This window comes from Silvimonas sp. JCM 19000, from assembly GCF_054652575.1.
Window position 1 is genome coordinate 96,190 of record NZ_BAAIHC010000005.1, and the last position, 24,769, is coordinate 120,958.

The window sequence follows — 24,769 nt, forward strand, 5'->3', positions numbered from 1 at the left end:
TGCGTGCGCGCTTAGCGCTTGTTGCGCCAGTAATTGATCACATCGGCTTGCGTAATAAGACCGATAAAGCGGCCTTCGGCATTGACGATGAGGGCCACCTTGCCTTGATTAAAAACCTGCAACAAAGCGGCCATGCTATCGCCCGGCTGCAGCGTCACCAGCTCGGTACTCATGGTCTGGCGCACCGGCGCGGCAAAATGCTCGGGTGCCGCATTCACGGCTTCAAGAATGTCCCACTCATCGATAATGCCCAGCACCTGGTCGTTGGCTTGCAGTACCGGTAGTTGCGAAATATCGTGGCGGCGCATGCGGGCGTAGGCGTCGGCCAGACTTTCATCGGCACGGGCGGTGATGGTTGCGCCCTGGTCATGCCGTCGCGTAATCAAGTCCGTCAGGTCGCCCTGTTGCGGTAGCGCGTGTAAACCCTGATCAATCAGCCAGCCCTCATTGAATTGTTTGGACAGATATTTGTTGCCGCTGTCGGCGACAAAGGTCACCACCCGCTTGGGCATGGTTTGCGCGCGGCAATAACGCAGCGCGGCGGCGAGCAGGGTGCCGGTAGACGAACCGGCGAGTATGCCTTCTTGTTCCAGCAGCAAGCGCGCGGTGGCAATGCTTTCGGCATCGCTAATGCGATGCGCTTGCTGCACTTTGCTGAAGTCGGCTAGCGGCGGAATGAAGTCTTCGCCGATGCCTTCCACACGCCAACTGCCCGCTTCGCCGTATTTGCCCGTTTCGACATAATCGGCCAGCACTGAGCCGACCGGATCGGCCAGGATGAACTCGACATGCGGCGCGGCGCGTGCAAAAAAATGCGTCAGGCCACTGAGCGTGCCGCTCGAACCCACGCCAACCGCAATGGCATCGACGTCATGCGCCATTTGCTGCCAGATTTCCGGGCCGGTGCCGTTTTCATGCGCGGCGGGGTTGGCCGGATTGTTGAACTGGTCGATGTAATAGGCGCCCGGCGTCTCATCGGCCAGGCGGCGCGCGTAATCCTGGTAGTACAGCGGATGGCCTTTGCCCACGTCCGAGCGCGTAATCAATACTTCCGCACCCAGTGCTTTGAGGTTGGCGATTTTTTCCAGGCTCATTTTGTCGGGCACCACCAGCTTGAGCTTGTAGCCCTTACGCGTGGCCACCAGTGCCAGGCCCAGGCCGGTATTGCCGGCGGTGGCTTCGATAATGGTGCCGCCCGGTGGCAGACGACCGTCGCGCTCGGCTGCTTCGATCATGGTCAGCGCGATACGATCCTTGATTGAACCGCCGGGATTCTGGTTTTCCAGTTTGACAAACAGCTCACACACGCCGGTATCGATCCGGCTGATTTTGAGCAAGGGCGTCTGGCCGATCAGGCTCAGCAGGGCGTCTTGAGACATGGCAGGGTTCCTGCGCGGCGCATTGATTTTGTCGCTGGCAGCGCGTGGTTTTGAGGGGATTGCGCGGCCCGGAGCGCACCGGGGCGTGCTCTACGGTATAGCCCGCAAATGCTTGTGGCATGCGAGAGTGGGCAGTCTAACGAGGCCATCAAACCGTGTGAAAGAACCAGCAGTGCGCTTAAAAGCGCTGAAAGGAATTAGGCGCGCGGCTACGGCAGGCGTAAAAAAACCCGGCGTGCCGCCGGGTTTTGCTAATGCCTTGAATGCGTGGTGGATTACAGCTTGGCGTTTACCCAGGCCTGCACGCCGGCAAGGGCGTTGCCGAGGTGTTCGGGTTGCGTGCCACCCGCTTGCGCCATATCCGGACGACCGCCGCCTTTGCCGCCAACTTGTTGCGCGACAAAGTTAACCAGTTCGCCCGCCTTGACCTTGCTGGTCAGATCGGCCGTTACGCCTGCCACCAGGCTGACTTTGCCGTCGGCCACCGTGGCCAGCACGATGGCCGCGCTACCCAGTTTGTCTTTGAGCTTGTCCAGCGTTTCACGCAGGGCGTTCACGTCAGCGCCGGGCAGTTCCGCCGCCAATACTTTGGCGTTGCCGATGGCGACCGCGTTATTGACCAGCTCATCACCCTTGCTGGCGGCCAGTTGGCCTTTGAGTCTGGCCAGTTCTTTTTCCAGCGCTTTGGCGTTGTCTTGCAGCTTCTCCAGCTTGGTCAGCAACTCGCCCGGCTGCGCCTGCGCCAGGGCGGCGGCCGCTTTCAGCTCGCGCTCTTGTTGCTGGATCAGCGCCAGGGCGCCTTCGCCGGTGGTGGCTTCAACGCGACGGATGCCGGCAGCGACGCCGCCTTCCGACAGAACTTTGAAGAAACCGATATCGCCGGTACGGCTGACGTGGGTGCCGCCGCACAATTCAGTCGAGAAATCACCCATCTTCAGGACGCGCACTTCGTCGCCATATTTCTCGCCAAACAGCGCCATCGCACCCGCCTTGATGGCATCGTCGTAGCTCATATTGGCGGTGTGGACTTCGTGGTTATGCATCACCACGTGGTTAACCAGTGCTTCGATGCGGGCCAGTTCTTCTGCCGTCACCGGCTTGGGGTGGCTGAAGTCGAAACGGGTGCGATCGGAATTAACCAGCGAACCTTTCTGTTCCACATGCTTGCCCAGGACTTCCCGCAGCGCGGCGTGCAGCAAATGGGTGGCCGAGTGGTTGCGTTGGGTGGCGCTGCGCTTGTGCTGATCGATGGCCGCGGCAACGCGGTCACCCACTTTGAGCGTGCCACGAACCAGGCGGCCTTGATGGCCAAACACATCGGCTTTGACTTTCTGCGTGTCGGTTACATCGAACAGCGCGTCGATGCCGCCGGTTGCGGAAATCTCGCCGGTATCACCGACCTGACCGCCCGATTCGGCGTAGAACGGCGTGTTGTCGAGCACGACCACGCCATCTTCACCCGCCAGCAGTTGTTGCACCGGCTCGTTGCCACGATACAGCGCCAGCACGGTGGCGTCGGCGGTGGCTTGTTGATAGCCGTGGAAGCAGGTGCCGTCGCCTTCATAGGCCAGGCCCGCCGCCATCTTGAAGGTGCCAGCGGCTTTGGATTGCACGCGTTGCGCCTCCAGCGCGGCTTCAAAGCCAGCCATATCGACCGTGACATTGCGTTCGCGGCACACGTCGGCGGTCAGATCGATCGGAAAGCCGAAGGTGTCAGCCAGCTTGAAGGCGGTGGCGCCGTCGAGTTCTTTCTTGTCGCCGGCCAGTGCGGATTCCAGCAGCGCCATGCCGTTTTCCAGCGTGCGGCCGAAGATTTCTTCCTCAAGGCGCAGCGCGTCTTCGATGGCGCTCTGGCGTTGGCGCAGTTCGGGATAGGCGTCGCCCATCAGCTCGGCCAGCTTGGCCACCAGCAGGTGGAAGAAGAACCCTTTCTGGCCCAGCTTGTAGCCGTGGCGAATGGCGCGGCGCACGATGCGGCGCACCACATAACCGCGACCGTCGTTGGCCGGCAACGCGCCATCGGCAATCAAAAAGGCCGAGGAGCGGATGTGATCGGCGATGACCTTGAGCGAAGGGCTGTTGATATCGGCCGCGCCAGTTACGCGTTGGGCATCGGCGATCAGCTGCTTGAACAGATCAATGTCGTAGTTGGAGTTGACGTGCTGCATCACCGCAGCAATCCGCTCCAGACCCATGCCGGTATCCACCGACGGCTTGGGCAGCTTGTGCAGTACGCCCGCTTCGTCGCGGTTGAACTGCATGAATACGTTGTTCCAGATTTCGATAAAGCGATCGCCGTCTTCATCCGGCGAGCCGGGCGGGCCGCCGGGGATGTGTGCGCCGTGATCGTAGAAAATCTCGGTACACGGGCCACACGGGCCGGTGTCGCCCATGGTCCAGAAGTTGTCGGAGGCGTATTTGGCGCCCTTGTTGTCGCCGATGCGGATCATGCGCTCAGCCGGCACGCCGATGGTTTTGTGCCACAGGTCGTAGGCTTCGTCGTCCTCGGCATACACCGTGACCGACAGCTTGTCCGCAGGCAGGCCCAGCCATTGCGGGCTGGTCAGAAATTCCCACGCGTATTTGATCGCGTCTTCCTTGAAATAATCGCCAAAGCTGAAGTTGCCCAGCATTTCAAAGAAGGTGTGGTGCCGTGCGGTGTAACCGACGTTTTCCAGATCGTTGTGCTTGCCACCGGCGCGGACCACTTTCTGCGCGGTGGTGGCGCGCGTGTACGGACGCTTGTCAAAGCCGAGGAAAACGTCTTTGAACTGGTTCATACCGGCGTTGGTAAACAGCAACGTCGGATCATTGGCGGGAATCAGCGACGAAGAAGCCACAATCTGGTGGCCCTTCGAGGCGAAAAAATCGAGGAACTTCTGCCGGATCTCAGCGGATGTCATGGTCTGGGGCTTGGTCGCGCTTGAATAGGGAACCCGTGATTCTAGTGGAAACATCCCGCAGCGGATAGCTGCCGCGGCGGGATGTATGCAAGCCGACGCGGTGCCGTCCGGCAATGACAACCACGCAGGGGCGCCAGGCACCGTGTTGCTGGCGTCAGACCGGGTGATTGCGCGGGTCTTCCACGCGCACCACCAGCAGTCGGTGCACCACAAAGGCCAGGATGCCGCAAATCGCCATCAAGGATGCCAGCGGGCGGGCGCTGGGGTCTTGCCATGCGCCCATGATGGTGCCGATCACGGTGGCCAGCACAAATTGCATGCTGCCCATCAAGGCAGAGGCCAGCCCGGCGCGTTGGCCTTGATGGCGCATGGCCGAGGCCGAGCCGTTGGGGCCAACAAAGCCCAGCGCAGCCACAAAGCAGAACAGGCCGGACAACAAGATGGTCAGGGTTTCCAGCTTGAACCAGGCCACGGCCGCTAGTGCGATCCCGGCCAGCATCGGCACCCACAAGGCCCGGCGCAAGATGGTGTCGATTTCAAAATGCTTGAGCAAACGGCTGTTGATTTGCGCGGCAAAGATCATGCCGAAGGCGTTGCTGCCAAAAACCCAACCAAAATGTTCGGGCTTGATGCCGTGTAGCGTAATCAGCACATAGGGTGAGCCGGTGATATAGGCGAACATGCCGGCCCAGCCGAGGCCGCTGGCCAGGGTGTAGCCCACAAACCAGCGATCCTGCAGCAGATTGAAATAACTGCCGAGGATGCGACCCAGGTGCAGTGGCTGGGTGCTGTCCCGGTTGTGGCTTTCGGTTAAACCAAAATGCATGCCGAGCAAACAAATCACGGCAAAGGCCAGTTGCACCGCAAACAGCACGCGCCAGCCGGCAAATACGACCAGGCTGCCGCCCAGCAAGGGCGCGAGAATGGGCGCCAGGCCCATGGTCAGCATCAGCAAAGCAAAGACCTTGGCGGCTTCGCGCGGTTCACAGCGGTCGCGTACCACAGCACGAGCCACCACCATCCCGGCGCAGCCGCCCAGCGCCTGGACAAAACGGCAGGCGATCAGCCACTCGATCGAGTGCGCCATCATGCAGCCGACACACGCCAGCGCGTACAGGATCATGCCGACATACATCGGCGGCTTGCGGCCAAAGCGATCCGAGATCGGGCCATAGAACAACTGGCCCAGCGCCAGCCCGATAAAGAAGCTGGCCAGCGTCCATTGCACCTGGCCCGCGGTGGCGTGCAGGTCGGCTTCGATGGCGGGAAAGCCGGGCAAGTACATATCGATGGAAATGGAGCCGATGGCGGTGAGGGTGCCGAGCAGGATGATGGCTCCTTTGCTCAGGCCGGGGTGGCGGGCGGCGGCGGGGGTGGCAGACATGGAGGGCGTGTTCCGGGGTAACGGGCGAGAGGACCGCGCAGTTTAAACCAGTGCAGCGGGCGTACTCCAGCTTAGCCAGGTACAGCCCAGCTAGCGCGCCGTTAGCCAAAATAGCGTGGCCGGATTACGCTACCGGCGCAAACAGCAGACCAGGGAAGGCAGGCGTGGATAAATTGCAGGCAATGACGGTGTTTGTGCGCGTGGTCGAAGCGGGCAGCTTTGTCGGCGCGGCCGAACGGCTGGGCCTGTCGACCTCGGTGGTGTCGCGCCTGGTGTCCGATCTGGAAAGCCAGCTGGAGGCGCGCTTGTTGCAAAGAACCACGCGGCGGCTGGCGTTAACGGATGCGGGGCGTAGCTATCTGGCGCGTTGCCAGCAAATCCTGGCCGATATCGCCGAGGCTGAAAGCGAAATCGGCAGTCACGAAGCAGAACCGACGGGCACGCTGCGGTTTACCGCGCCGGTTTCGCTGGGTACGCGCCACCTGGCTGCGCTACTGCCGCAGTTTTGCGCGCGTTATCCGCAGGTGCAACTGGATATTTCGCTGGCCGATCGCAGCGTGGACCTGGTCGAAGAAGGGCTGGATCTGGGCCTGCGCATTGCCGCGCAAATGCCCGGATCGTATGTGGCGCGCAAGATTACGCCCATCCGCATCGTCATCTGCGCCGCGCCCGGCTATCTGATGCGGCACGGCACGCCAACTACCCCGGAGGCATTGCGTGCGCATCGCGCATTGACCTATAGCTATGCCGCCGATGGCGAAACCTGGAGCTTTGTCGATGCGCAACAACGCCGCAGCAGCGTGCCGGTGCGCGCGGTGATGCGCGCCAATAACGGCGATGTGCTGGTGGCGGCAGCGCGGGCGGGTGAGGGCATCATTCAGCAGCCGACGTTTCTGGTGGGCGATGATTTACGCTCGGGCGCGCTGGTGCCGTTGTTGCAGGATTATCAATTACCGGCCATGGCATTACAGGCGATCTATCCCAGCCGCCGCCACGTGTCGGCCAAGGTGCGCGCGTTTATTGCGTTTCTGCAAAGCGCATGGGGCGAAGCGCCACCGTGGGATGCCTGGCTGCAGGCACCCCACAATCCGGCCCGGCCATTTGACGGCCCGGATTAAACCCGGGGTTCAGGGGTGGACGGTTTGGGTCGGTGCGCCGATCAGTACCCGGCCCTCGGTTTCGCGCAGCCATTGTCCCAACATGCGCGCCGGGGCAGGCTTGGCAAACAGATAGCCTTGCGCTTCATCGCAACCGGAAGCACGCAGCAAGGCCGCTTGTTCCGCCGTCTCCACCCCTTCGGCCAGCACGGCGATCCCCAGCTTGTGGCCGAGGTTGATCACCATTTCGGCAATGCTGAGTGAACCCTCGTTGGCGCCGATTTCGCGGATAAAGCTGCGGTCGATCTTGAGGCGGTCGGCGTTCAGTTTCTGCAAATAGGCCAGCGAAGAAAAACCGGTGCCAAAGTCATCAATCGAGACCGTAACGCCCAGTTGCTTCAGACGGCGGATGGTGTCGATGACGTCTTCCAGCGTCTGCATGGCCACCGATTCCGTGATCTCGATTTCGATCTGGCTGGGCTTGACGCCAAACTGGCGCAAGCGCAGGGCCAGTTGATCGACCAGCGTGTCGTGGTTGAACTGCACCATCGATACATTGATCGCCACCTTCAGATCGCCGAGGCCCTCATTGCGCCAGGCCACCATCTGCTCACACACCTTGCCCAGCAGCCAATCACCCAGTTCGATGATCAAGCCCGATTGCTCGGCCAGCGGAATAAAGCGATCCGGGCCAATAAACTGGCCGTTCTGTAAAGGCCAGCGCAGCAGCGCTTCCATGCCGATGACGGCACCGTCGCGCAGCGAAATCTGTGGTTGGTAGTACACCAGCAGCTGTTGCTGGCGGATGGCGGCTTCGAGGTCGTGCAGCAATTCCAGCCGCTGGCGCGACGCCAGGCTCATGGCGGGCGAATACCAGGTAAAGCTACCCGGACCTTCGCGTTTGGCCAGGTTCAGGCCGATGGTAACGTCCTTGAGGCAGCCGATGCCGGTGGCCTCGGTATCCGTCAAGCGCGCGGCTGAACTTGTAATCTTGATGCGCAATAAATGAGTGCCGACATTAAAAGGCTTGGCAAAAGCGGCATGCAGCCGATCCAGCCCGATATCCGCTTCGCGCCCGGCCAGGCCAAACAGATCAACGCCTATATGCGCCAGCGCCACCGAGGGCGGCACCAGCGCGCGCAAGCGTTGGCTTACGCTTTGCAATAACTGGTCGCCGATCAGATGGCCGAGCGCGTCGTTGATTTGCGAGAACTGTGCGATATCGAGCAAAACCACAATCTGGTCCGGTTGTGGATATTGCAGCAAGTGATTCAGCCGGCTGACAAATTGCGTGCGATTGGGGATATGGCACAGCGGGTCGATATAGGCCAGATCCTGCAATTGCTTGAACAGCGCAATGTTTTCGAAGCCGACCGCAATATTGCTGCAAAAGATTTCCAGCAATTGCTGGTCTGCGAGCGGAATCGGGCGGCCGGTATCCAGATAAATCGCCGCCTCTTGCGCCGACGGCCGTCGCAAATACAGTACGGTAAAACGCGGCGAATAGATGGAGCTGCGCGAGCGTATGGCATGTTCGATGGCGTTGAGTACTTCGGGGCGGTCGAGCGCGTGCAGCGGTTGATTGATCAGCGGCTGCAATTCCCCGGCGGCGCTGACGATGGTCCAGTCCTGGGCCGGGCGCAAACCCGGGCTGCGCGGCTGATGTGTGCAGATCAGCCCATCCGGCGCCAGGCCGAGCAAGGCCGCCAGTTGTGTGAGCGCGCCAGCGGCAAAGCTTTCCAGCGAGCGCCGTTCAAACAGCAGCGCCGATGCCTCCACGATCATTTCAAGGCCGCGGCGGCTGGTGTTGATGATCTTGAGTTGCTGATACGAGCGGATCGCCGCAGTCAGCGTGGTCATCAAGCGGACCTGGGTCAGATCGGATTTGGTTTTGTAGTCATTGATGCCGTAATCGCGGATAACCTGATATTCCGGCGCATAACCCGGGTGGCCAGTGCGCAGGACGATGCGGATTTCCTGCAGGTTGAGCTCATCGCGTATGGCACGCGCCACCAGCAAGCCGTCTTCTTCGCCTTCCATCACCACATCGAGCAGCACCACCGCAATGTCGGTTTCAGTGGCCAGCAACTTGATGGCCTGATCGCCGTTATAGGCATGCAGGAATTCGAGGTGGCGGTCGAGGATGACGGCTTCTTTAAGCGCAAAGGTGGTGGCCTGATGCACGTCAGGCTCGTCATCGACGATCAGCACGCGCCAGCGTTCAAAGTCAGCGGCCGCTGCCAGCGCTTCTTGTTCAAACGACATTTCGTCGTGAAGGGGAATGATGTGGCTACTCATGCAGTGCCCCACTGCATGTCAACCGGGCGTAGCTACGGACGATCAAATGTCTCTCCCCACTACCAGCCCTGTGGACTGGCCTTGCGTCAACGTTTTGAATGATCTGCCGCGTTCATGCGTTCTGTGTGTAAGAGCGGATGCAGAGTTCGCGGCTGTAAGTTAGCCAGGCAAGAGGTGACAATATGGCACAAGAGGATGGGGAAAGTCTGGCGCTTAAACGCGGATTTGGCGCAAATGCGACGGCTTTTCTTTCTTGGTCAGACAGACGGTTTGACAAATCTGAGAGGTTTGTGAGGCAAGCTGAGATGCGGCAATGCGATGAAACGGCATCAGCCGGGTGGCTGCCGCGTCGAGGCGGGGGTAAGCGGCCGCAGCGGCCCGCTGCAGCTCAGGACGCAAGACTATTCGTCGCCGCTGTCGAGGCCGAATTCGTCGTCCATGTTGCCGCCGACTATGCGATAAATGATGGCCGGGGAAAAGCCGCGCGCAGCCAGAAAGCGCAGTTGCTTGTTGCGTTCTTTGGGATCATCGCTGGCCTGGCCAAAGCGCCGTTGCCACAGCGCATGCGCACGCTCCGCTTCGCCATCGCGGACCTGGTCCAGCGCCTCGTTGATGACTTCGGTCGCCACGCCTTTCTGTCGTAGCTCGGCGGCAAGGCGGCGGCTACCGTAACGCTCGGAGCGGAAATGCGTCCATTGTTCCGCAAAGCGCTCATCAGACAGCCATTTGCGTTCCTCGAAATCATCGAGCAGCGCATTCAGCGTTTCTTCGTCCGGCGTATAAGGCTTGAGTTTGCTGTGCAGCTCGCCACGTGAATGTTCGCGCCGCGCCAGCAAACGCAAACCCCGGTTTCGCAAGTCAGCCGCAGTGGGCGTGTGTTCACGCTTGCTGTTCATGACTGGGCGAAGACCGGGGTAGGTAGCGGCAATGCTTAAGCGTCCAGCTCGGCTTCGTCCGCCAGCGAGCCGCCCACTTCGATCGGCGCGCTGCTCAGGCCGATCTTCTCGCGGATTTTCTGCACGATCTCGGCGGCCACTTCAGGATTGTCTTTGAGGTACTGGCGCGAATTCTCCAGGCCCTGGCCGATCTTGTTGCCGTTATAGCTATACCAGGCACCGGCTTTCTCGACGATCTTGTGGGTAACGCCATGCTCGACAATTTCGCCTTCGCGGCTAATGCCTTCGCCGTACAGAATATCGAAGGTAATTACGCGGAACGGCGGGGCTACCTTGTTCTTGGCGACTTTGACCTTGGTCTGGTTGCCAATCACTTCTTCGCCTTTCTTGACCGAGCCGATACGGCGGATGTCCAGGCGTACCGAAGCGTAGAACTTGAGCGCGTTACCACCGGTGGTGGTTTCCGGGCTCTGGCCAGGCATCATGGCGCCAATTTTCATCCGCAACTGGTTAATAAAGATCACCAGCGTGTTGGTGCGTTTGATGTTGCCGGTGAGCTTGCGCAGGGCCTGGCTCATCAGGCGGGCTTGCAGGCCGACGTGCACGTCGCCCATTTCACCTTCGATTTCGGCCTTGGGCGTCAGCGCCGCGACCGAGTCGACCACGATGATGTCGACGCCGCCCGAACGCACCAGCATGTCGGCGATTTCCAGCGCTTGTTCGCCGGTATCCGGTTGCGAAATCAGCATCTCGCCCACGTTAACGCCCAGCTTTTGCGCGTAGATGGGGTCGAGCGCGTTTTCCGCATCGATATAGGCTGCAGTGCCGCCCAGCTTCTGGATTTCGGCCACCACGTGCAGACACAACGTGGTTTTACCGGAGGACTCCGGCCCGAAGATTTCAACAATACGGCCGCGCGGCAAACCGCCTACGCCCAGGCCCAGATCCAGACCGAGCGAGCCGGTAGAAACCACTTGCAAATCGTTTTCGATCTGGTTGTCGCCCATTTTCATCACGGCGCCTTTGCCGAACTGACGTTCGATCTGGGCCAGTGCGGCGGCGAGCGCCTTGCTTTTGTTGTCGTCCATGTCTGGGTGTCCTGCCGGATGCGGTTGGAAAGGGATGGCGGATTATAGAACAAATGTTCTACAGATTGGAAGCGGCGTGCGCATCGGGTGCCGTATCCAGAATGCGGGTCTGCCCGTGGCGCAAGACAAAGAAGACGTCGTCAGCCACGCCATGCTGCAGCCGGGCCGCGGCCAGGTCCAGCGCGGGCTGATCAAGTGCCTCGTCGGCCAGCTCAAACGTGCCCCAGTGTATGCCCACGGCCTGGCGCGCACGCAACTCGCGCTGGATCTGCACGGCTTCATCCGGATTGATATGCTGGCTTTGCATAAACCAGCGTGGTTCGTAGGCGCCGATGCCGATGGCGGCCAGATCAAAACCATCAAAGCGCGCGGCGATGTCGGCGATGTCGCGGGATTAGCCGAGGTCGCCGGAGAAAAAGAAGCGAAAATCGGGCGTTTGCAGCACCCAGCCGCCCCAGAGCGTGGCATTGCGGTCCAGCGGTGTGCGGGCGCTCCAGTGTTGTACCGGCACAAAGGTGAGGGTGGCGCCGGCCACTTCGGCGGTCTGCCACCAGTCCAGAACCACCAGATGCTCGGGTGGCAGTTTGGGTACGTGGCGCTGGAACCAGAAATCCAGCCCCAGCGGCACCGCAAACACCGGCGGCCCGCCGGCTTGCTGCACCAGCGCATGCACGCTGCGCGCGTCCAGATGGTCATAGTGGTTGTGAGAAAGCAGGACCAGATCAATATGCGGTAATTGATCAAGCGCAATCCCTGGCGCTTGATGGCGTTTGGGCCCGGCAAATTGCACCGGCGAACAACGTTGTGAAAACACGGGGTCGGTCAGGATATTCAGGCCGCCGGTTTGCAGCAGCAGGGTGTTATGGCCGATCCAGCTCACCGTGTTTTGCGTGCGATTGCCGTAAAGCAGCGTCAGGTCGGGTGGCACCGGGCTCAGATCGCTGGCTGGCGGGTGTGGCAGGCCTTTTGCTTTACGTTCTGCACGCCAACGGCGAAAGTCGTCGCCACTGGGGCGGCTGTGCGGATAACGGTTGCGAAACCCGGTCGGCGTGTGATGCGGCCGGGCCGGATCAAAATGCAGATTGCGGTGCGGGTTGCCCGTGGCGGCAGTCAGCACCGAAGCGAGAATATTCTTGAACCACGACATATGCGGTATCCACGTTGTATTTGTGATTGATAGCTCCACAGGCCCGCTGGCAGCGCAAAAGTTCAGCGTGGCGAGCCAGTTGCGGGTGATGGTATGAATTATCTGGCGCATGCCTTGCTGGGCGGACCGAGCGCGGCCGACAAGACCGGTGCTTTGCTGGGTGACTTTGTCAAAGGCCATCTGCCCGGCGCTTTGCCGCTGGAACTGGCGCGCGGCGTGGCCTTGCATCGCAGTATTGACGCGTTTACCGATGCGCATCCGCTATTTGCCCGCAGTCGCGAACGGATCAGCAGTGCGCGGCGCCGCTACGCCGGCATCATGGTCGATATGTTTTATGACCATCTGCTGGCGCGGCACTGGGCCGAACTGGGCGTGGGCGAGTTGGCCCTGTTTGCCCAATCGGTGTATGGCGCGCTGGACGAACACGCCGCGTGGTTGCCGCCACGGCTGGCCAGCATTGCGCCGCGCATGCGCCAGTTTGACTGGCTGACAGCCTATCGGGAACTGTCGGCGGTGCGCCAGGCCATAGATTCGATGTCCGTTCACCGCTTGTCGCAACCGAATGCACTGGCGGGGGCGGCCGATGAACTGGAGCACGCTTACGCTGGCTTTGAAGCGGACTTTCTGGCGTTCTGGCCCGAAGTCTGCAACCATGCCGCCGCTTTTGTCTGGCGCCCACCCGCGCCGCCTGCAGCTTGACCCGAAGAAACCATGACTCCGACTGCTTATACGATTTTTTCTACACTGACCGATTTTGGCGACTCCGCCTTGCTGATGCCGGTGGCTGCACTGTTCACCTTGTGGATGGTGTTTGAGCGCGCCTGGCGCAGCCTGGCATGGTGGCTTGTGCTGTTTGGCGGCGGTGCGTCGCTGGTCGGGCTGACCAAAGTGGCATTTCTGGGTTGGGGCGTCGGCATCGAGGCCCTCGACTTTACCGGGCTGAGCGGCCACACCATGTTTTCCAGCACCATCTATCCCGCCTTGCTGGTATGGATGACGCAGCGTCGCGGCGTCAGGATGCAAGCGCTGGCATGGACGGCTGGGGTGTTGTTTGCGCTGGCCATCGGGGTTTCACGCGTGGTGCTGCATCTGCATTCGCAATCCGAGGTGATCGGCGGCTTTATGCTGGGCACCAGCGTGAGCCTGGCGTGGGCTTTGACTTCAGGTCGCGATTTGCGCGCCCATCCCTATCAGTTTATTGGCCTGTTGCTGATTGCATTGATCATGGGGAGCACGCACGGCCAGCACGCACCCACGCAAAACATGATTACCCGGGTGGCATTGGCATTGTCGGGCCGCACCGTGCCCTATAACCGCAGTAGCGCGTGGCCAGCGCGCTATCAAAAACACAACGCGGCCAATCCCACCCAGCAAGTGCGTTGGTTGCCCGCTGGCCCGGCAGCCCGCGCGCCTTACGGCAGCAGCGGCGTGGTGGCCAGACACGCCTGATAGCGTCCGTCTACGCGCCTGGCAAACCATTCCGTGGTGAGCTTGCGCGTGATCTTGGGGCTGACCAGTTTGATTTGCGGCAGCGCCTCGCGCGGCTGCGGCTTGCCCAGCGTTTTGTCGGCGTAGGCATAAAAACGGGTGTAGGTCGGCGTCTGCGCAAAGGCGGCATAACGCTCCTGCTTGAGATCGGCCACTATTTGCGCCCGCGATAGTCCCAATGCGCCACTCAGCGTAAACAGCGCTTGCTGGCTGTCGGTGACGGCGGTAGTCGGCAGCGTGCCGTTGTAACTCATCAGATAGCCATCCTGCTTGAGCGACTGATGGGTCAGTCGCGCCAGCACGCCTTGCATGGCCGCATTGCGACTGGCGTAACGGCCCGCGTTGTAATCGGCAAAGCGATAAATCATCTGCGTATACGTGGTCGGGTATTGCAGCAAATGGGCGGTGCCAAAGTAGACGCTGCCTCGGCGGGTGAAAACTTCGTCGCGCAAACTGCGCTCGATCTTGTACGGGTAGGGCCAGACTTTGGTGTGCGCAGTGGCAAAGTCGACCCCCACCTGCATCGGGCCGCCGGTGCGGATAGGATTGTCACCCGCCAACTGCTGACCAAACGGTAGTTCGGTCAGCATGTCTTCAAACAAGGCATTCATCTGGCGTTCGGTGCGCAAGGCATCAATGCGCTGGTTGTAGCTGCGGCCGTCGGGCGAGCTTTTGGCGAACGCGGCTTGCACCACCAGGCGGGGAATGCCAAAGCGATGAATACGTTTGTCGATTTCACTCCAGACGATGGCGGGCAGACCGGGGACCACCGGATCACTTTGCCAGGTGGATTCCTGCGCGATTACCGCCATCGCGGCGCAGTAATACGCGGGGGTATAGGGGATCTTCAATGCGGTGAAGGCGGTGTAGATGTCATTGCTCCAGCCCGCCCGGTCTTTGATATCGCGGGGCAATAGCTGGTCGAGCAACCAGCGGCCGTCTTTTTCACCCGTCACTGCTTGATTGGGCAGCAAGGGGCGGGGCGCCGGCGGCGGCGTCGGGATGGCGCTGGCAGGGCTGGCTGCTGGCGGCGGCAGGGTCGGCGGCACCGGCGGCTCAACAATCGCCGGTTGCGCGGGCGTGGCGGCTTCGGGAAACAAGGCTTCAGCGACAGCCGACGCGTTGTCGTCGGCATGGGCGCTACCGGCGGCAGCCAGTAGCAGGGCAAGAACACACACTCTCACAAGCAATCCGTTGAGACATTTCGTAAAGACGTAAGGGTAGCAATGTTTTAGCGTGCGAAACCACTTGGGATTCGGCAATTCGTCATCTTTAATGAAGTGCCGCCGCCTGGCAGGTCCGATTGATCTCTGGAGTCGCCCCTTTGCTGCTGCCCCGCCGAATTCTGCTATGCCTGTTGCTGGCTGTTACTGGCCTCAGCCACGCCGCCATTGATCTGCCCGCCTTGCCCAATCTGGTTGGCGTAGGCGTGGGCGTCACCACGCAATGTACCGGCTGCAAAGACACGCTGATCGGCGTGATGCCGGCGCTGGAATATCACAGCAGCAATTACACGCTGGAATGGTATGGCCCGCTGGCGCAGCTTGATCTGGGCCAGGCGGGATCGTCGTTTCGCTGGGGGCCGGTGGTGGGCCTCCGCCTAGGCCGCAGCAACCTGGATGACCCCGTGCTGGATGCTTTGCCCGGCATCCACAACACCATGGAAGTCGGCGGTTTTGTCGGTTACGAATATCTGCACGTGGGTGGCGTGCCGTATCGCGTGCGCTTGTATACCTATGTGATGACCAATGCGGGCCAGGAATATACCGGTGCCCGTGGCTCGATCTATGGCTCGGTCTGGGTGCCCGCCTCACCCAAAGTGTTGCTCGGTGCCGGGCTCGGATACGGCTGGGGCAGTCACAGCTTCATGAATACCTATTACGGCGTCAGCAGCGCCGGGGCAGCCGCCAGTGGCTTGCCTGCGTTTGACGCCCATGGCGGTAGCCAGCAGGTGTATGGCTGGCTGGGCGCGGTGGTGCGCGTGGCGCCCAAATGGTTTGTGGGCGTCGGCGTGATCGAACAGCGTCTGATTGCCGCCGCTGCCGATACCCCCATCGTCACCCAGCGCGGCACCCCCAATCAGCTGACTTATGGCGCAGGCGTCGGTTACAGCTTTTAGCCCCGGCACGCCAGGCCTGATTTTTTTCTTGATGTCATGGAGTACGCAGTATGAAGAAATCCCATCTGACCTTATTGGCGCTGGCCCTTGCCGGAAGCGTGCATTTCGCCGTGGCCGAAGACGCGCCCAAGGTGGCCGATGCAGGCGTTGCCGCCACCGAAGAACGTGCTGGCGGCCGCATCGAAGCGATCGACCCGGCCACGCGTGAAATCACCATCAAGGGCGACAAGGGGCGCGTGCTGCAAATCCGCGTCGACGATTCGGTCAAGAATTTTGATCAGCTCAAAGTGGGCGACCGCGTGCAGGCCGAATACAAAGTAGCGGTCGCGCTGGCCTTGCGCAAAGGCGGTGAGGGCATACGCGAAGATGTCGAGACCTCGGTGCAAGCCTCCGCCCCACAAGGCGAGAAGCCAGGCGGCTACGAAGCAAGACGCCAGACGCTGGTGGCCAACGTGCTCAAAGTGGACCATAAAACCGGGGTAGCCACGCTCAAAGGGCCGAAGGGTCGTGTGGTGAGCGTCAAGATCGATGACCCGGCCATATTGCATGACATCAAGCAAGGTGATCAGGTGGTGGCGGTGATTACCGAAGAGATTGCGGTTGCCGTTACGCCTGCGCATTAAGCTTCACCCCAAAAGCTAAAACACGGAGAAACATCATGAACCAACCCCGACTCTGGTCCCGTTTGTTATTGCTTGGCAGTTTGCTGGCCGTGGCGGTGCCCGCATGGAGCGCCGAAAACGCCACCAGCAACGTTGCTGAAAAGCGCGATGCCTTGCGCACGCAATCGTCGCATGAACTGGATGCGTTATACGCCGCCGACCCCTCGGCCAAGTCCAAGGTCAGCGCGGCGGCGGGCTATGCCACCTTCAGCAATGCCAGCAAAGTGCTGACTGGCGGCATCTTCGGCAATGGCATGGCGGTGGAAACCGCGACCAAACATGCCACCTATATGAAGATGTCGCACGCGCCCAGCAGTTGGGGCAAAGGCCACAAGACCTACAACGTGGTGTTTGTGTTCGACAAGCCTGATACCTATCAGGAGTTCGTGACCAAGGGCTGGACCTTCAGTCCCGATGCCCAGAGCGGTGCGGCGCAGGCAACCAAAGGCGCAGTCGAAGTGGCAACGGGCGTCTGGATGTACGAAGTGGACGTCAAAGGCAAAACGCTGGCACCCAAGCTGACCGGCCAGGGCGTCAAGTTCTACCCGGATGATTCACTGAACTGACCGTGCGCGGTGTGGGCCGGGATGCAAATGGCGCACCGGACCCACTGCCACCCAAAGAAAAACGGCGCTTAAAGCGCCGTTTTTCCGTCGGTCATCCACGCTCAGCGGAGCGCAGGTTCTGCCACTTAACTGTTCTTGTGGCTTTGGCGACCGGCATTGACGTGCTGCTCGTGCGAGCCGCCTTGCTGGCCGCTCACCTGGTTCTTCGAAGACGAAGAAGAGGCGTTGCTGCGGCTGTTACCAGCACTTTGCTGTTTGCTGCTGCCAGCTTGCGATTGTTGGGAATTCGATTTCGAATCGTTGTTGGTGTATTGGTTGTTGTGCGCCATGATGTTTCTCCTGTGGAAGGATTTACGATCGTGCTACTTCACCTGCCGCGCCAGCTGCGGGATTGCAGTGGCTCGACGTGGAAGCCATCTTAGCGAACGGTCCGCATGCAATAAGCCGGTGCATGGACGGCTCTGGCGTAGGCGCTTTTCGGCCTGTTGCGGTGCAAAATCAGGCTTGTTCTGACGGACAGGCGCAAGCACGGTGCGGCCATGCACCGCGCTGGCAAGGCGGGCGACAAGGCGGGGGCAGCAGGCACTGCGCCCCGCTTGCGGTTTATTTCCAGTCGCCGCGCAGCTCACGTACGCGCGCTTCCAGCACTGTGCGATCTGCCATTTCGGCGGGTACCGGCGTACCTACCCGAAACCCGATACGCGACCAGAAACGCCGCGGAATTTTCATCATGGCCGCGCCATCCTTGCGGCTGAAAAAGCTACCCCACAAACCCTGCAAAGCGATCGGGATGACCGGCACCGGCGTGCGCTTGATGATTTCTTCGATGCCGGGGCGGAAGGTGCGGATTTCGCCGTCGCGCGTAATTGCGCCTTCCGGAAAAATACAAACCACTTCGCCTTCCGCCAGATATTGCGCCACGCGTTCAAACGCCCGGTCTTTCAGCGTCGGGTCTTCTTTGGCGGGCGCAATCGGAATCGCCCCGGCCACGCGGAAGACAAAGTTGAGTAGCGGCAGCTTGAAGATGCGATGGTCCATCACAAAGCGCACCGGGCGGCGCACCGTACCGGCGATGACCATGGCATCCATAAAGCTGACGTGATTGCAGATCAACACGCATGGGCCTTCGTCCGGAATATGTTCCAGGCCGCTTTCCTTGATGCGATACAACAGTCCGATCAAGATCCAGACCAGAAAGCGCATCAAGAACTCGGGAATCAGCGTGTAGATATAGATCGCTACCACGACATTCATCAGCGCCACGGTCAGCAAGAGCTCGGGTATGGTCAGCCCGGCCTTGATCAGCACGATGCCCAGGACCGACGCCACCACCATAAACAGCGAGTTGAGGATGTTGTTGGCGGCGATGGCGCGCGAAACAAAGCGCTTGTCGGAGCGGGTCTGGATCAGCGCGTACAGCGGCACGGTATAAAACCCGCCAAACACGCCCAGCAGGGTCAGATCAAACATGACGCGCCAGTGGCCGTGGTGGCCAAAGAAACTCATCCAGTCGTAACTGCCGGCCGGCGCATGGCCCAGCGCAAAGTACAGATCGATGCCAAACAAAGACAGGCCGATCGAACCAAACGGCACCAGCCCGACCTCGATCTTGTGGCCGGACAGCTTGTCGCACAGCACCGAACCCGCGCCTATGCCCACCGAGAACAGCGTGATCAGCAGTGTGTAGACCGAAGCATCGCCATGCAGCACGGCTTTGGCCATCTCCGGCAGATAGGTCAGATAGATAGCGCCGACAAACCAGAACCACGACAAGCCCAACAGGCTGTTGAACACAGTTTTGTTCTGGCGCGAGAAGCTGATAATGCGCCAGGTTTCGCCCAGCACATTCCACGAAATTTTCAGATCAGGCGCCGGGGCCGGGGCCTTGGGCATGCTGCGGCTGGCGAGCAGGCCGATTACCGCCACGCCAACGCAGGCCCAGATGATCATGGTTTCGCCATGGGGCTGATGTTGCACAATCACCGTGCCCGCAATCTGGCCCAGCAGAATCGCGATAAACGTTCCGCCCTCGATCAGACCATTGCCCGCCATCAGTTCACGCGGCTGCAGATATTGCGGCAGTACCGAATATTTGAGCGGCCCAAACAGTGTGGAATGCACGCCCATCATGAACAAACAGCCCAGCAAGACATAAGCGTTGTGTTGCCAGAAGCCATAGCCCGCCGCCAGCATGATCAACACTTCCAGCATTTTGACGGCCCGCGCCATCCTGGCTTTGTCATACTTTTCGGCCAGTTGGCCCGACACGGCCGAGAACAAAAAGAAGGGCAGGATAAAGATGCCGGCTGAGGCGCCGATCAGCGTTTGCGAGTCCATACCGCCTGCGCTCAGACCCGCATAAACAATCATGACCAGAAACGCGTTCTTGAACAGGTTGTCGTTGAAGGCGCCAAAAAACTGCGTGATGAACAGCGGCAAAAAGCGGCGCGTGCCAAATAACGAAAACTGATTTTGTGATTGCATGAACGACCAGGCTCCCGAGCGGATTCGGCCGTAGTCTACCTGATTGCCATCGTCAGGGAATTGCACTGCCGTCAGTGTGGCAATTCTGCCGCTTACACCTGAAACCGTGCGAGTTTGCCTTGCAGGTTCTGCGCATGTTGGCGTAGCTGGCGCGCCTCGTCGCGATTGGTTTCCACGACGCTGGCATTGCTTTGTGCGGTCTGCGCCACGGCCTCGACATTCTGCGCCAGTACGGCGCTGGCCGACGATTGCTCGCGGGTGGCGTGGGCGATGTCGGCGATGATGGCAGCGGTGCGGCCGGTGTGGCCAGCTATGGCAGTGAGCGCGCTGCCAGTGTCGCTGGCCAGCACAACGCCGCTTTGCATGCGGCTGGAGACATCGACAATCTCGGCGGCAACATGACCGGTTTCGTTAACGATGGCTTCGATCAAATGGCCGATTTCCTGGGTGGCGCGCGTGGTGCGCTCGGCCAGCTGACGCACTTCATCCGCCACCACGGCAAAGCCGCGCCCTTGCTCGCCGGCGCGGGCCGCTTCGATGGCGGCATTCAAGGCCAGCAGATTGGTCTGATCGGCGATGTCCTTGATCACTTTGACGATGCCGGAGATTTCGGTGGAACGCTGGCCCAGGATTTTGATGCGGCTGGCGGCGTGCTCGGCGGCGCCGCCGAGTTCGCGCATTTGCGTTTCCATGCGCGAGACCACCTGGTTGCCGGAGACCGAAGCGCCCTCGGCCTGCTGCGCCGCGCCCGATGCATCGCCGGCATGGTCGGCAATGTGCGAAATGCTCACCGTAATCTGTTGCACGGTGGCGGCCATGGCCGAGGCGGATTCGCTTTGCTGGCGGGTGTCACTGGCGATGCGGCCGATGGCGGCGTCAAAGCGGTCGCTGGCCTGGTCCACGTGGCCCGCAGTCTGGCGCACGTCGCCGATCAAGTGCTGCAGGCCTTGTGCGGCTTGATTGAACTGCAGCGATAGCTGGTCGATTTCATTCTGGCTGCCGCGCGTGGCGCTGACCGGAATCCGCGCGGTCAAATCGCCCTGGCCAAAGCGATCCACTGCGCGCACCACCTGGCCCAGCGGCGCCAGCCGGGTGCGCAAACCGATATACAGCAGCGCCAGCGTCACCACTGCCAGCGCCACGCTGAACAGCAGCAGACGATTGCGCAAGGTGATGCTATGGCCAATAAATTCGCTGGTAAAACTGCCCGCAGCCACCGTCCAGTTCCAGCCGTCAACATGGCTATACGCCACCATTTTGTCTTCCGCCTTGCCGTCTTTGGCCGGGTTGGGCAGCTGGTAATGCTGGATGCCTTGTTGCTGGCTGAACATGCTGCGGAACATGGCGGTCTGGTCAGTGCCGCCCGCGCCATCCACGGTTTTGCCTTCCAGCGTGGGGTGCACCACAAAGCGCGCCACGTGTTCGTCTTTGGTGGGGGCCACGGCAAACACATAGCCGGTCTCGCCGATGGTGAGCTTGTGCATCATGGCGCGCAGCGAAGTCAGCTCGGGCGTCAGATCAACCCGCACCTGGTACCACCCGCCGACCTGGCCTTGCGCGTTTTTCAGCGGCACGGCGCGCGTCATGTAGTACTTGTCATTGCGCAGCACCACCCCGGTATAAACCTGGCCCGTCATGACCCGCTGCGCCACCGGATCATCCGCTTTGATCACGCTACCGACCATGGATTTGCCACTGGGGTCTTTTAATAGCGTGCTGACGCGGATCAACTTGCCCTTGGGGTCCTGTGCAATTACCGCGACTTCGGCACCCGTTTGCTGCTTGAAGGTTTCGAGCAAGGCGTTGTCGTTGTTAAGCGTGCGCGTGCCCGCTTTGATCTGCGGCAGACCGGCACTGTCGCGTTCTTCGCTCAGCGCCGGGGGCTCGGTGACCAGCTGGGTGAAGGCGCGTTCGACACTGGCGGTGCGGGTGCTGGCATCGGTGTAGGCCAGGGTGAACGCGTCGCCCAGCAATTGCAGCTGGGTCTGCAGCGAGTGTTCGGCGATGTCCTGGGCGGTATCGCGCACGCTGAGACTGGTAAAGATCACCAGCGAGCCAAAGACCGCGACGCACACCAGAGTGCCCAGAAGGATGAACTGCGACACGATAGGACGACGAGCCAGCGCCAGCATGTGGCCTCCACAGCTTGTTATGTGGATTCAGCATAGTTCACCGCGGGCGGGGAAATCGGCCTTGTTTGCGCAGGCGGATTTTCGCCCGGCCATAGGCAAAGAATCCGGCCGCATGGGGTGGCGGCGGCATCCGGTTTACGCCGGGTAGATGGCACCGAGGATGCGATAGCCGCTGGCGCCCGTGACGTTCGGCAAGTTGCCGGGCTGGCCATTCAGACAGCACCACGCCAGCCATGCAAATGCATAGGCTTCCACCCAGTCCGGATCCACGCCCAGCAAAGCGGTTGTGCCTATGCGCACGCCCGGCAGCCGCGCGGCCAGCATCTGGCGCAGGGTGTGGTTGTGGGCACCGCCGCCGCACAGATAGACGGCGCGGGTGTTATGGCCGTGGCGCAGCACCGCGTCGGCGAGGGTTTGCGCGGTCAGCGCACAGAGGGTGGCCTGCACATCGGCGGGCGCATAGGCGTTGGCCCAGGCCTGATGCCGCAGCCAATCGGCGTGGAACAGATCGCGGCCCGTGCTTTTGGGCGGAAGCTGGGCAAAGTACGGCAGTTGCAACCATTGCGCCAACAGATCGGGAATGACATTGCCGCTGGCGGCCCAGGCGCCGTCCGCATCGTAGGCATGGCCTTGATGCTGATTGATCCAGCTATCCATCAGCACATTGCCCGGCCCGGTATCAAAGCCGCTGATGCCGCCGGCGCCGTCGAGCACGCTGATATTGGCGATGCCGCCGACATTGGCGATGACGCAAGGCTCGCCGGTCTGGCCAAACACCGCCTGGTGAAACGCTGGCACCAGCGGCGCGCCCTGGCCGCCCGCGGCCACATCGCGGCTGCGGAAGTCGCCGATGACGCTGATGCCGGTCAGCTCCGCCAGCAAGGCATGGTTACCCAGTTGCACGGTGTAGCCCAGTTCAGGGCGATGGCGCACGGTCTGGCCGTGATTGCCGATGGCGCGGATTGCTGCGGGCGCCACGCTGCTTTGTGCCAGCAATTGTTCTACCGCCACGGCATACGCCCGTGCCAGCCCGTTACTCGCCAGATAAGCATGATGCAGTTCGTCTGGCGCTGCCGCCTGCAATTGCAGCAGGGACTGGCGGAGTGCATCGGGCAAGGGCAGGGCTTGCGCGCCCAGCAGTTGCGGCATGGCGTCGCTGAAATCGACCAGCACGGCATCAATACCGTCCAGGCTGGTGCCTGTCATCAAACCGACAAACAGATCACGCGACAAAGGGGGGGAGGCGGTGCGCATACGGCTTCCTGCTGCGGCGCTTCTGGCCAGGCGCCTGATTGAGTTAGAATCGTGCACCAGCCGGTGCAGCCCTGCCGCCGAAGCGTAACAAAGCTGCCCGCCTTCTGCCATCATTCCCGGCCCATGTCGCCGCTCTGCCAGGTTGCCTCACATCCATGTCTGAACAAGAAAAAGCGCCTCTTCATCCCGCTACCCAAGCCGCCCTGGAGGTGTTCCAGCGTGGCGCGGATGAAATCCTGCCCGTTGAAGATCTGATCAAGAAGCTCGAATACAGCCGTACCAGCGGCAAGCCGCTCAAGGTCAAGGCCGGCTTTGATCCGACCGCGCCGGATCTGCATCTGGGCCACACGGTGCTGATCAACAAGATGCGCCAGTTGCAAGACCTGGGCCATGACGCGCAATTCCTGATTGGCGACTTTACCGGCCGCATCGGCGACCCGACCGGCAAGAACACCACGCGCCCGCCGCTGACGGAAGAAGACGTCAAGCGCAATGCCGAGACCTATGAGCGCCAGGTTTTCAAGATTCTTGACCGTGAAAAAACCGAGGTGATGTTCAACTCCACCTGGCACAACGAGTTGGGCGCGGCCGGCATGCTGAAGCTGGCATCCAGCATTACGGTGGCGCGCATGCTGGAACGTGATGATTTCAGCAAGCGCTTTGCCAACAACCAGCCGATTGCCGTGCACGAATTCATGTACCCGCTGCTGCAGGGTTATGACTCGGTGGCGATGAACAGCGATATCGAGCTGGGTGGCACCGACCAGAAATTCAATTTGCTGATGGGCCGCATGCTGCAACAGCAAGCGGGCAAGGCGCCACAAGTGGTGCTGATGATGCCGTTGCTGGAAGGCCTGGACGGCGTTAACAAGATGTCGAAATCGCTGGGTAACTATATCGGCATCGATGAGCCCGCCAACGAGATTTTCGGCAAGGTGATGAGCGTGTCCGACACGCTGATGTGGCGCTATTACGAGCTGCTGTCTTTCCGCGCGCTGGACGAAATCGAGCGCTTCAAGCAGGAAATTGCCGATGGCCGTAATCCGCGTGACATCAAGGTGATGCTGGCGCAAGAACTGGTGGCGCGTTTCCACAACCAGCAGGCCGCCGAAGCGGCGCTGGCTGACTTTGAAGCGCGGTTCCAGAAAGGCGGCATTCCGGATGAGATGCCCGAATTCACGCTGACTGCCGAAGGCGATGGCCTGGCGATTGCTCAGGTGTTGAAAGAGGCGCAACTGGTGCCGTCGACTTCGCAAGCGTTCCGCGATATCCAGGGCGGCGCGGTCAAGCTTAACGGCGAAAAAGTCGCCAGCCGCGATGTAACGCTGGCCAAAGGTGAAACCGTGGTCTTGCAGGTGGGCAAACGCAAGTTTGCCCGCGTAACCATCGCCTGATCGCCACGGCAGCGTAAAACAACGGCAGCCTGCGGGCTGCCGTTTGTCGTTTAAAAACGCTCTGTGATCAAGTACTTGGGGTTATCGGTGATGGCCGGGCCAGTCAGGCATGCGCTATGCTTTGTTGCTCTGCAACATAGACTGTCTGGAAAGGCTCGGTATGAGCAACGTAGTTCTCGATATTCCCCGTCCGCGCCGTGCGCTGGGCGTCATGCGCCGCATGCAAGCGGGCCACCCGCTGCTGGAGGCCGGGCCTTTGTCGATGATGACTTATCTCGATGGCTACGGCGCCGAAGCCGCGCTCTGGCTGCGTTTCTTCAAGCATTACGGCTGGGTCAGCCCGCGCGATTGGCCCAATGGCATGCGGGCCTGGCATTTGTCCGACAAAGGCCATGAAGTGCTGCAACGCGGCGAAGCGTGGTGGCGCAGTCTGAGCTGGTCGCAGCGCATTTACGTCTGGTTTGCCGGCTGACCGGGG

The 24,769-nt window shown here is 60.9% G+C and carries 19 protein-coding genes and 1 pseudogene; 8 read left to right on the top strand and 12 right to left on the bottom strand.

The features are described from left to right. Window positions 1-11 precede the first annotated feature (11 nt). The 3 genes from ACYQ1A_RS06750 to ACYQ1A_RS06760 form a co-directional block, all read right to left on the bottom strand. A complete protein-coding gene (locus tag ACYQ1A_RS06750) occupies window positions 12-1,379 on the bottom strand; it encodes a pyridoxal-phosphate dependent enzyme (protein ID WP_499361205.1) in 1,368 nt (455 codons plus the stop codon). A 275-nt stretch (window positions 1,380-1,654) separates the two neighbouring features. Further along, window positions 1,655-4,282 carry an alanine--tRNA ligase gene (gene alaS / locus ACYQ1A_RS06755; protein ID WP_499361206.1) on the bottom strand — a complete coding sequence of 876 codons (2,628 nt, stop codon included), beginning with the start codon at window positions 4,280-4,282 and terminating at the stop codon, window positions 1,655-1,657. 154 nt (window positions 4,283-4,436) lie between these two features. After that, window positions 4,437-5,666: a Bcr/CflA family multidrug efflux MFS transporter gene (locus ACYQ1A_RS06760; RefSeq protein WP_499361207.1), complete on the bottom strand. Its 1,230-nt coding sequence runs from the start codon at window positions 5,664-5,666 to the stop codon at window positions 4,437-4,439. A 164-nt stretch (window positions 5,667-5,830) separates the two neighbouring features. Here ACYQ1A_RS06760 and ACYQ1A_RS06765 point away from each other — a divergent pair, with 164 nt between their 5' ends. Then, the gene (locus tag ACYQ1A_RS06765; RefSeq protein ID WP_499361208.1) at window positions 5,831-6,784 is read left to right on the top strand and encodes a LysR family transcriptional regulator; all 954 of its coding nucleotides are present in this window, start codon (window positions 5,831-5,833) and stop codon (window positions 6,782-6,784) included. Between the two features lie 9 nt (window positions 6,785-6,793). Here ACYQ1A_RS06765 and ACYQ1A_RS06770 read toward each other — a convergent pair whose 3' ends face one another. The 4 genes and pseudogenes from ACYQ1A_RS06770 to ACYQ1A_RS06785 all read right to left on the bottom strand — a co-directional run bounded on the left by ACYQ1A_RS06770 (window position 6,794) and on the right by ACYQ1A_RS06785 (window position 12,372). Continuing rightward, complete coding sequence (locus ACYQ1A_RS06770; protein ID WP_499361210.1) at window positions 6,794-9,061, bottom strand: GGDEF/EAL domain-containing response regulator; 2,268 nt, start codon at window positions 9,059-9,061, stop codon at window positions 6,794-6,796. 401 nt (window positions 9,062-9,462) lie between these two features. After that, on the bottom strand, window positions 9,463-9,957 hold the full coding sequence (gene recX / locus ACYQ1A_RS06775) for a recombination regulator RecX (protein ID WP_062222816.1): 495 nt from the start codon (window positions 9,955-9,957) through the stop codon (window positions 9,463-9,465). A 35-nt stretch (window positions 9,958-9,992) separates the two neighbouring features. Next, window positions 9,993-11,045 (bottom strand): recombinase RecA, encoded by a 1,053-nt coding sequence (recA, locus tag ACYQ1A_RS06780; protein ID WP_062222819.1) that lies wholly within the window; start codon window positions 11,043-11,045, stop codon window positions 9,993-9,995. Between the two features lie 58 nt (window positions 11,046-11,103). Continuing rightward, a pseudogene (locus tag ACYQ1A_RS06785) lies at window positions 11,104-12,372 on the bottom strand (MBL fold metallo-hydrolase). Here ACYQ1A_RS06785 and ACYQ1A_RS06790 point away from each other — a divergent pair. Continuing rightward, complete coding sequence (locus ACYQ1A_RS06790; protein WP_062222820.1) at window positions 12,286-12,891, top strand: acyl carrier protein phosphodiesterase; 606 nt, start codon at window positions 12,286-12,288, stop codon at window positions 12,889-12,891. The pseudogene ACYQ1A_RS06785 and the gene ACYQ1A_RS06790 sit on opposite strands and share 87 nt — an antisense overlap. A gap of 12 nt (window positions 12,892-12,903) precedes the next feature. Further along, window positions 12,904-13,641, top strand: a complete 738-nt coding sequence (locus ACYQ1A_RS06795; protein WP_499361216.1) for a phosphatase PAP2 family protein — start codon at window positions 12,904-12,906, stop codon at window positions 13,639-13,641. Here ACYQ1A_RS06795 and ACYQ1A_RS06800 read toward each other — a convergent pair. Beyond that, on the bottom strand, window positions 13,605-14,864 hold the full coding sequence (locus tag ACYQ1A_RS06800; RefSeq protein WP_499361217.1) for a DUF1615 domain-containing protein: 1,260 nt from the start codon (window positions 14,862-14,864) through the stop codon (window positions 13,605-13,607). The genes ACYQ1A_RS06795 and ACYQ1A_RS06800 overlap by 37 nt on opposite strands. Before the next feature lie 140 nt (window positions 14,865-15,004). Between ACYQ1A_RS06800 and ACYQ1A_RS06805 the strand changes: the two genes are divergently transcribed. Genes ACYQ1A_RS06805 through ACYQ1A_RS06815 form a run of 3 tightly spaced genes read left to right on the top strand, consistent with a single transcriptional unit; the run spans window position 15,005 to window position 17,027 of the window. Continuing rightward, window positions 15,005-15,799 (top strand): MipA/OmpV family protein, encoded by a 795-nt coding sequence (locus tag ACYQ1A_RS06805; protein ID WP_499361218.1) that lies wholly within the window; start codon window positions 15,005-15,007, stop codon window positions 15,797-15,799. 50 nt (window positions 15,800-15,849) lie between these two features. Further along, window positions 15,850-16,422: a hypothetical protein gene (locus tag ACYQ1A_RS06810; protein WP_499361219.1), complete on the top strand. Its 573-nt coding sequence runs from the start codon at window positions 15,850-15,852 to the stop codon at window positions 16,420-16,422. Between the two features lie 35 nt (window positions 16,423-16,457). Next, a complete protein-coding gene (locus tag ACYQ1A_RS06815; RefSeq protein WP_499361221.1) occupies window positions 16,458-17,027 on the top strand; it encodes a lipid-binding SYLF domain-containing protein in 570 nt (189 codons plus the stop codon). Window positions 17,028-17,152: 125 nt separating this feature from the next. Here ACYQ1A_RS06815 and ACYQ1A_RS06820 read toward each other — a convergent pair whose 3' ends face one another. The 4 genes from ACYQ1A_RS06820 to ACYQ1A_RS06835 all read right to left on the bottom strand — a co-directional run bounded on the left by ACYQ1A_RS06820 (window position 17,153) and on the right by ACYQ1A_RS06835 (window position 22,897). Next, the gene (locus tag ACYQ1A_RS06820; RefSeq protein WP_062224727.1) at window positions 17,153-17,356 is read right to left on the bottom strand and encodes a hypothetical protein; all 204 of its coding nucleotides are present in this window, start codon (window positions 17,354-17,356) and stop codon (window positions 17,153-17,155) included. 274 nt (window positions 17,357-17,630) lie between these two features. Beyond that, window positions 17,631-19,511 carry an MFS transporter gene (locus tag ACYQ1A_RS06825; RefSeq protein ID WP_499361222.1) on the bottom strand — a complete coding sequence of 627 codons (1,881 nt, stop codon included), beginning with the start codon at window positions 19,509-19,511 and terminating at the stop codon, window positions 17,631-17,633. Window positions 19,512-19,603: 92 nt separating this feature from the next. Next, entirely contained in the window at window positions 19,604-21,643 is a 2,040-nt protein-coding gene (locus ACYQ1A_RS06830; protein WP_499361223.1) for a methyl-accepting chemotaxis protein, read from the bottom strand. 135 nt (window positions 21,644-21,778) lie between these two features. Beyond that, a complete protein-coding gene (locus ACYQ1A_RS06835; protein WP_499361226.1) occupies window positions 21,779-22,897 on the bottom strand; it encodes an anhydro-N-acetylmuramic acid kinase in 1,119 nt (372 codons plus the stop codon). A 155-nt stretch (window positions 22,898-23,052) separates the two neighbouring features. On the opposite strand from ACYQ1A_RS06835, the gene tyrS reads away from it, so the two are divergent. Both tyrS and ACYQ1A_RS06845 read left to right on the top strand, forming a co-directional pair. After that, complete coding sequence (gene tyrS, locus ACYQ1A_RS06840; protein ID WP_499361228.1) at window positions 23,053-24,291, top strand: tyrosine--tRNA ligase; 1,239 nt, start codon at window positions 23,053-23,055, stop codon at window positions 24,289-24,291. 160 nt (window positions 24,292-24,451) lie between these two features. Further along, window positions 24,452-24,763 (top strand): hypothetical protein, encoded by a 312-nt coding sequence (locus ACYQ1A_RS06845; RefSeq protein WP_062225471.1) that lies wholly within the window; start codon window positions 24,452-24,454, stop codon window positions 24,761-24,763. Window positions 24,764-24,769: the final 6 nt, after the last annotated feature.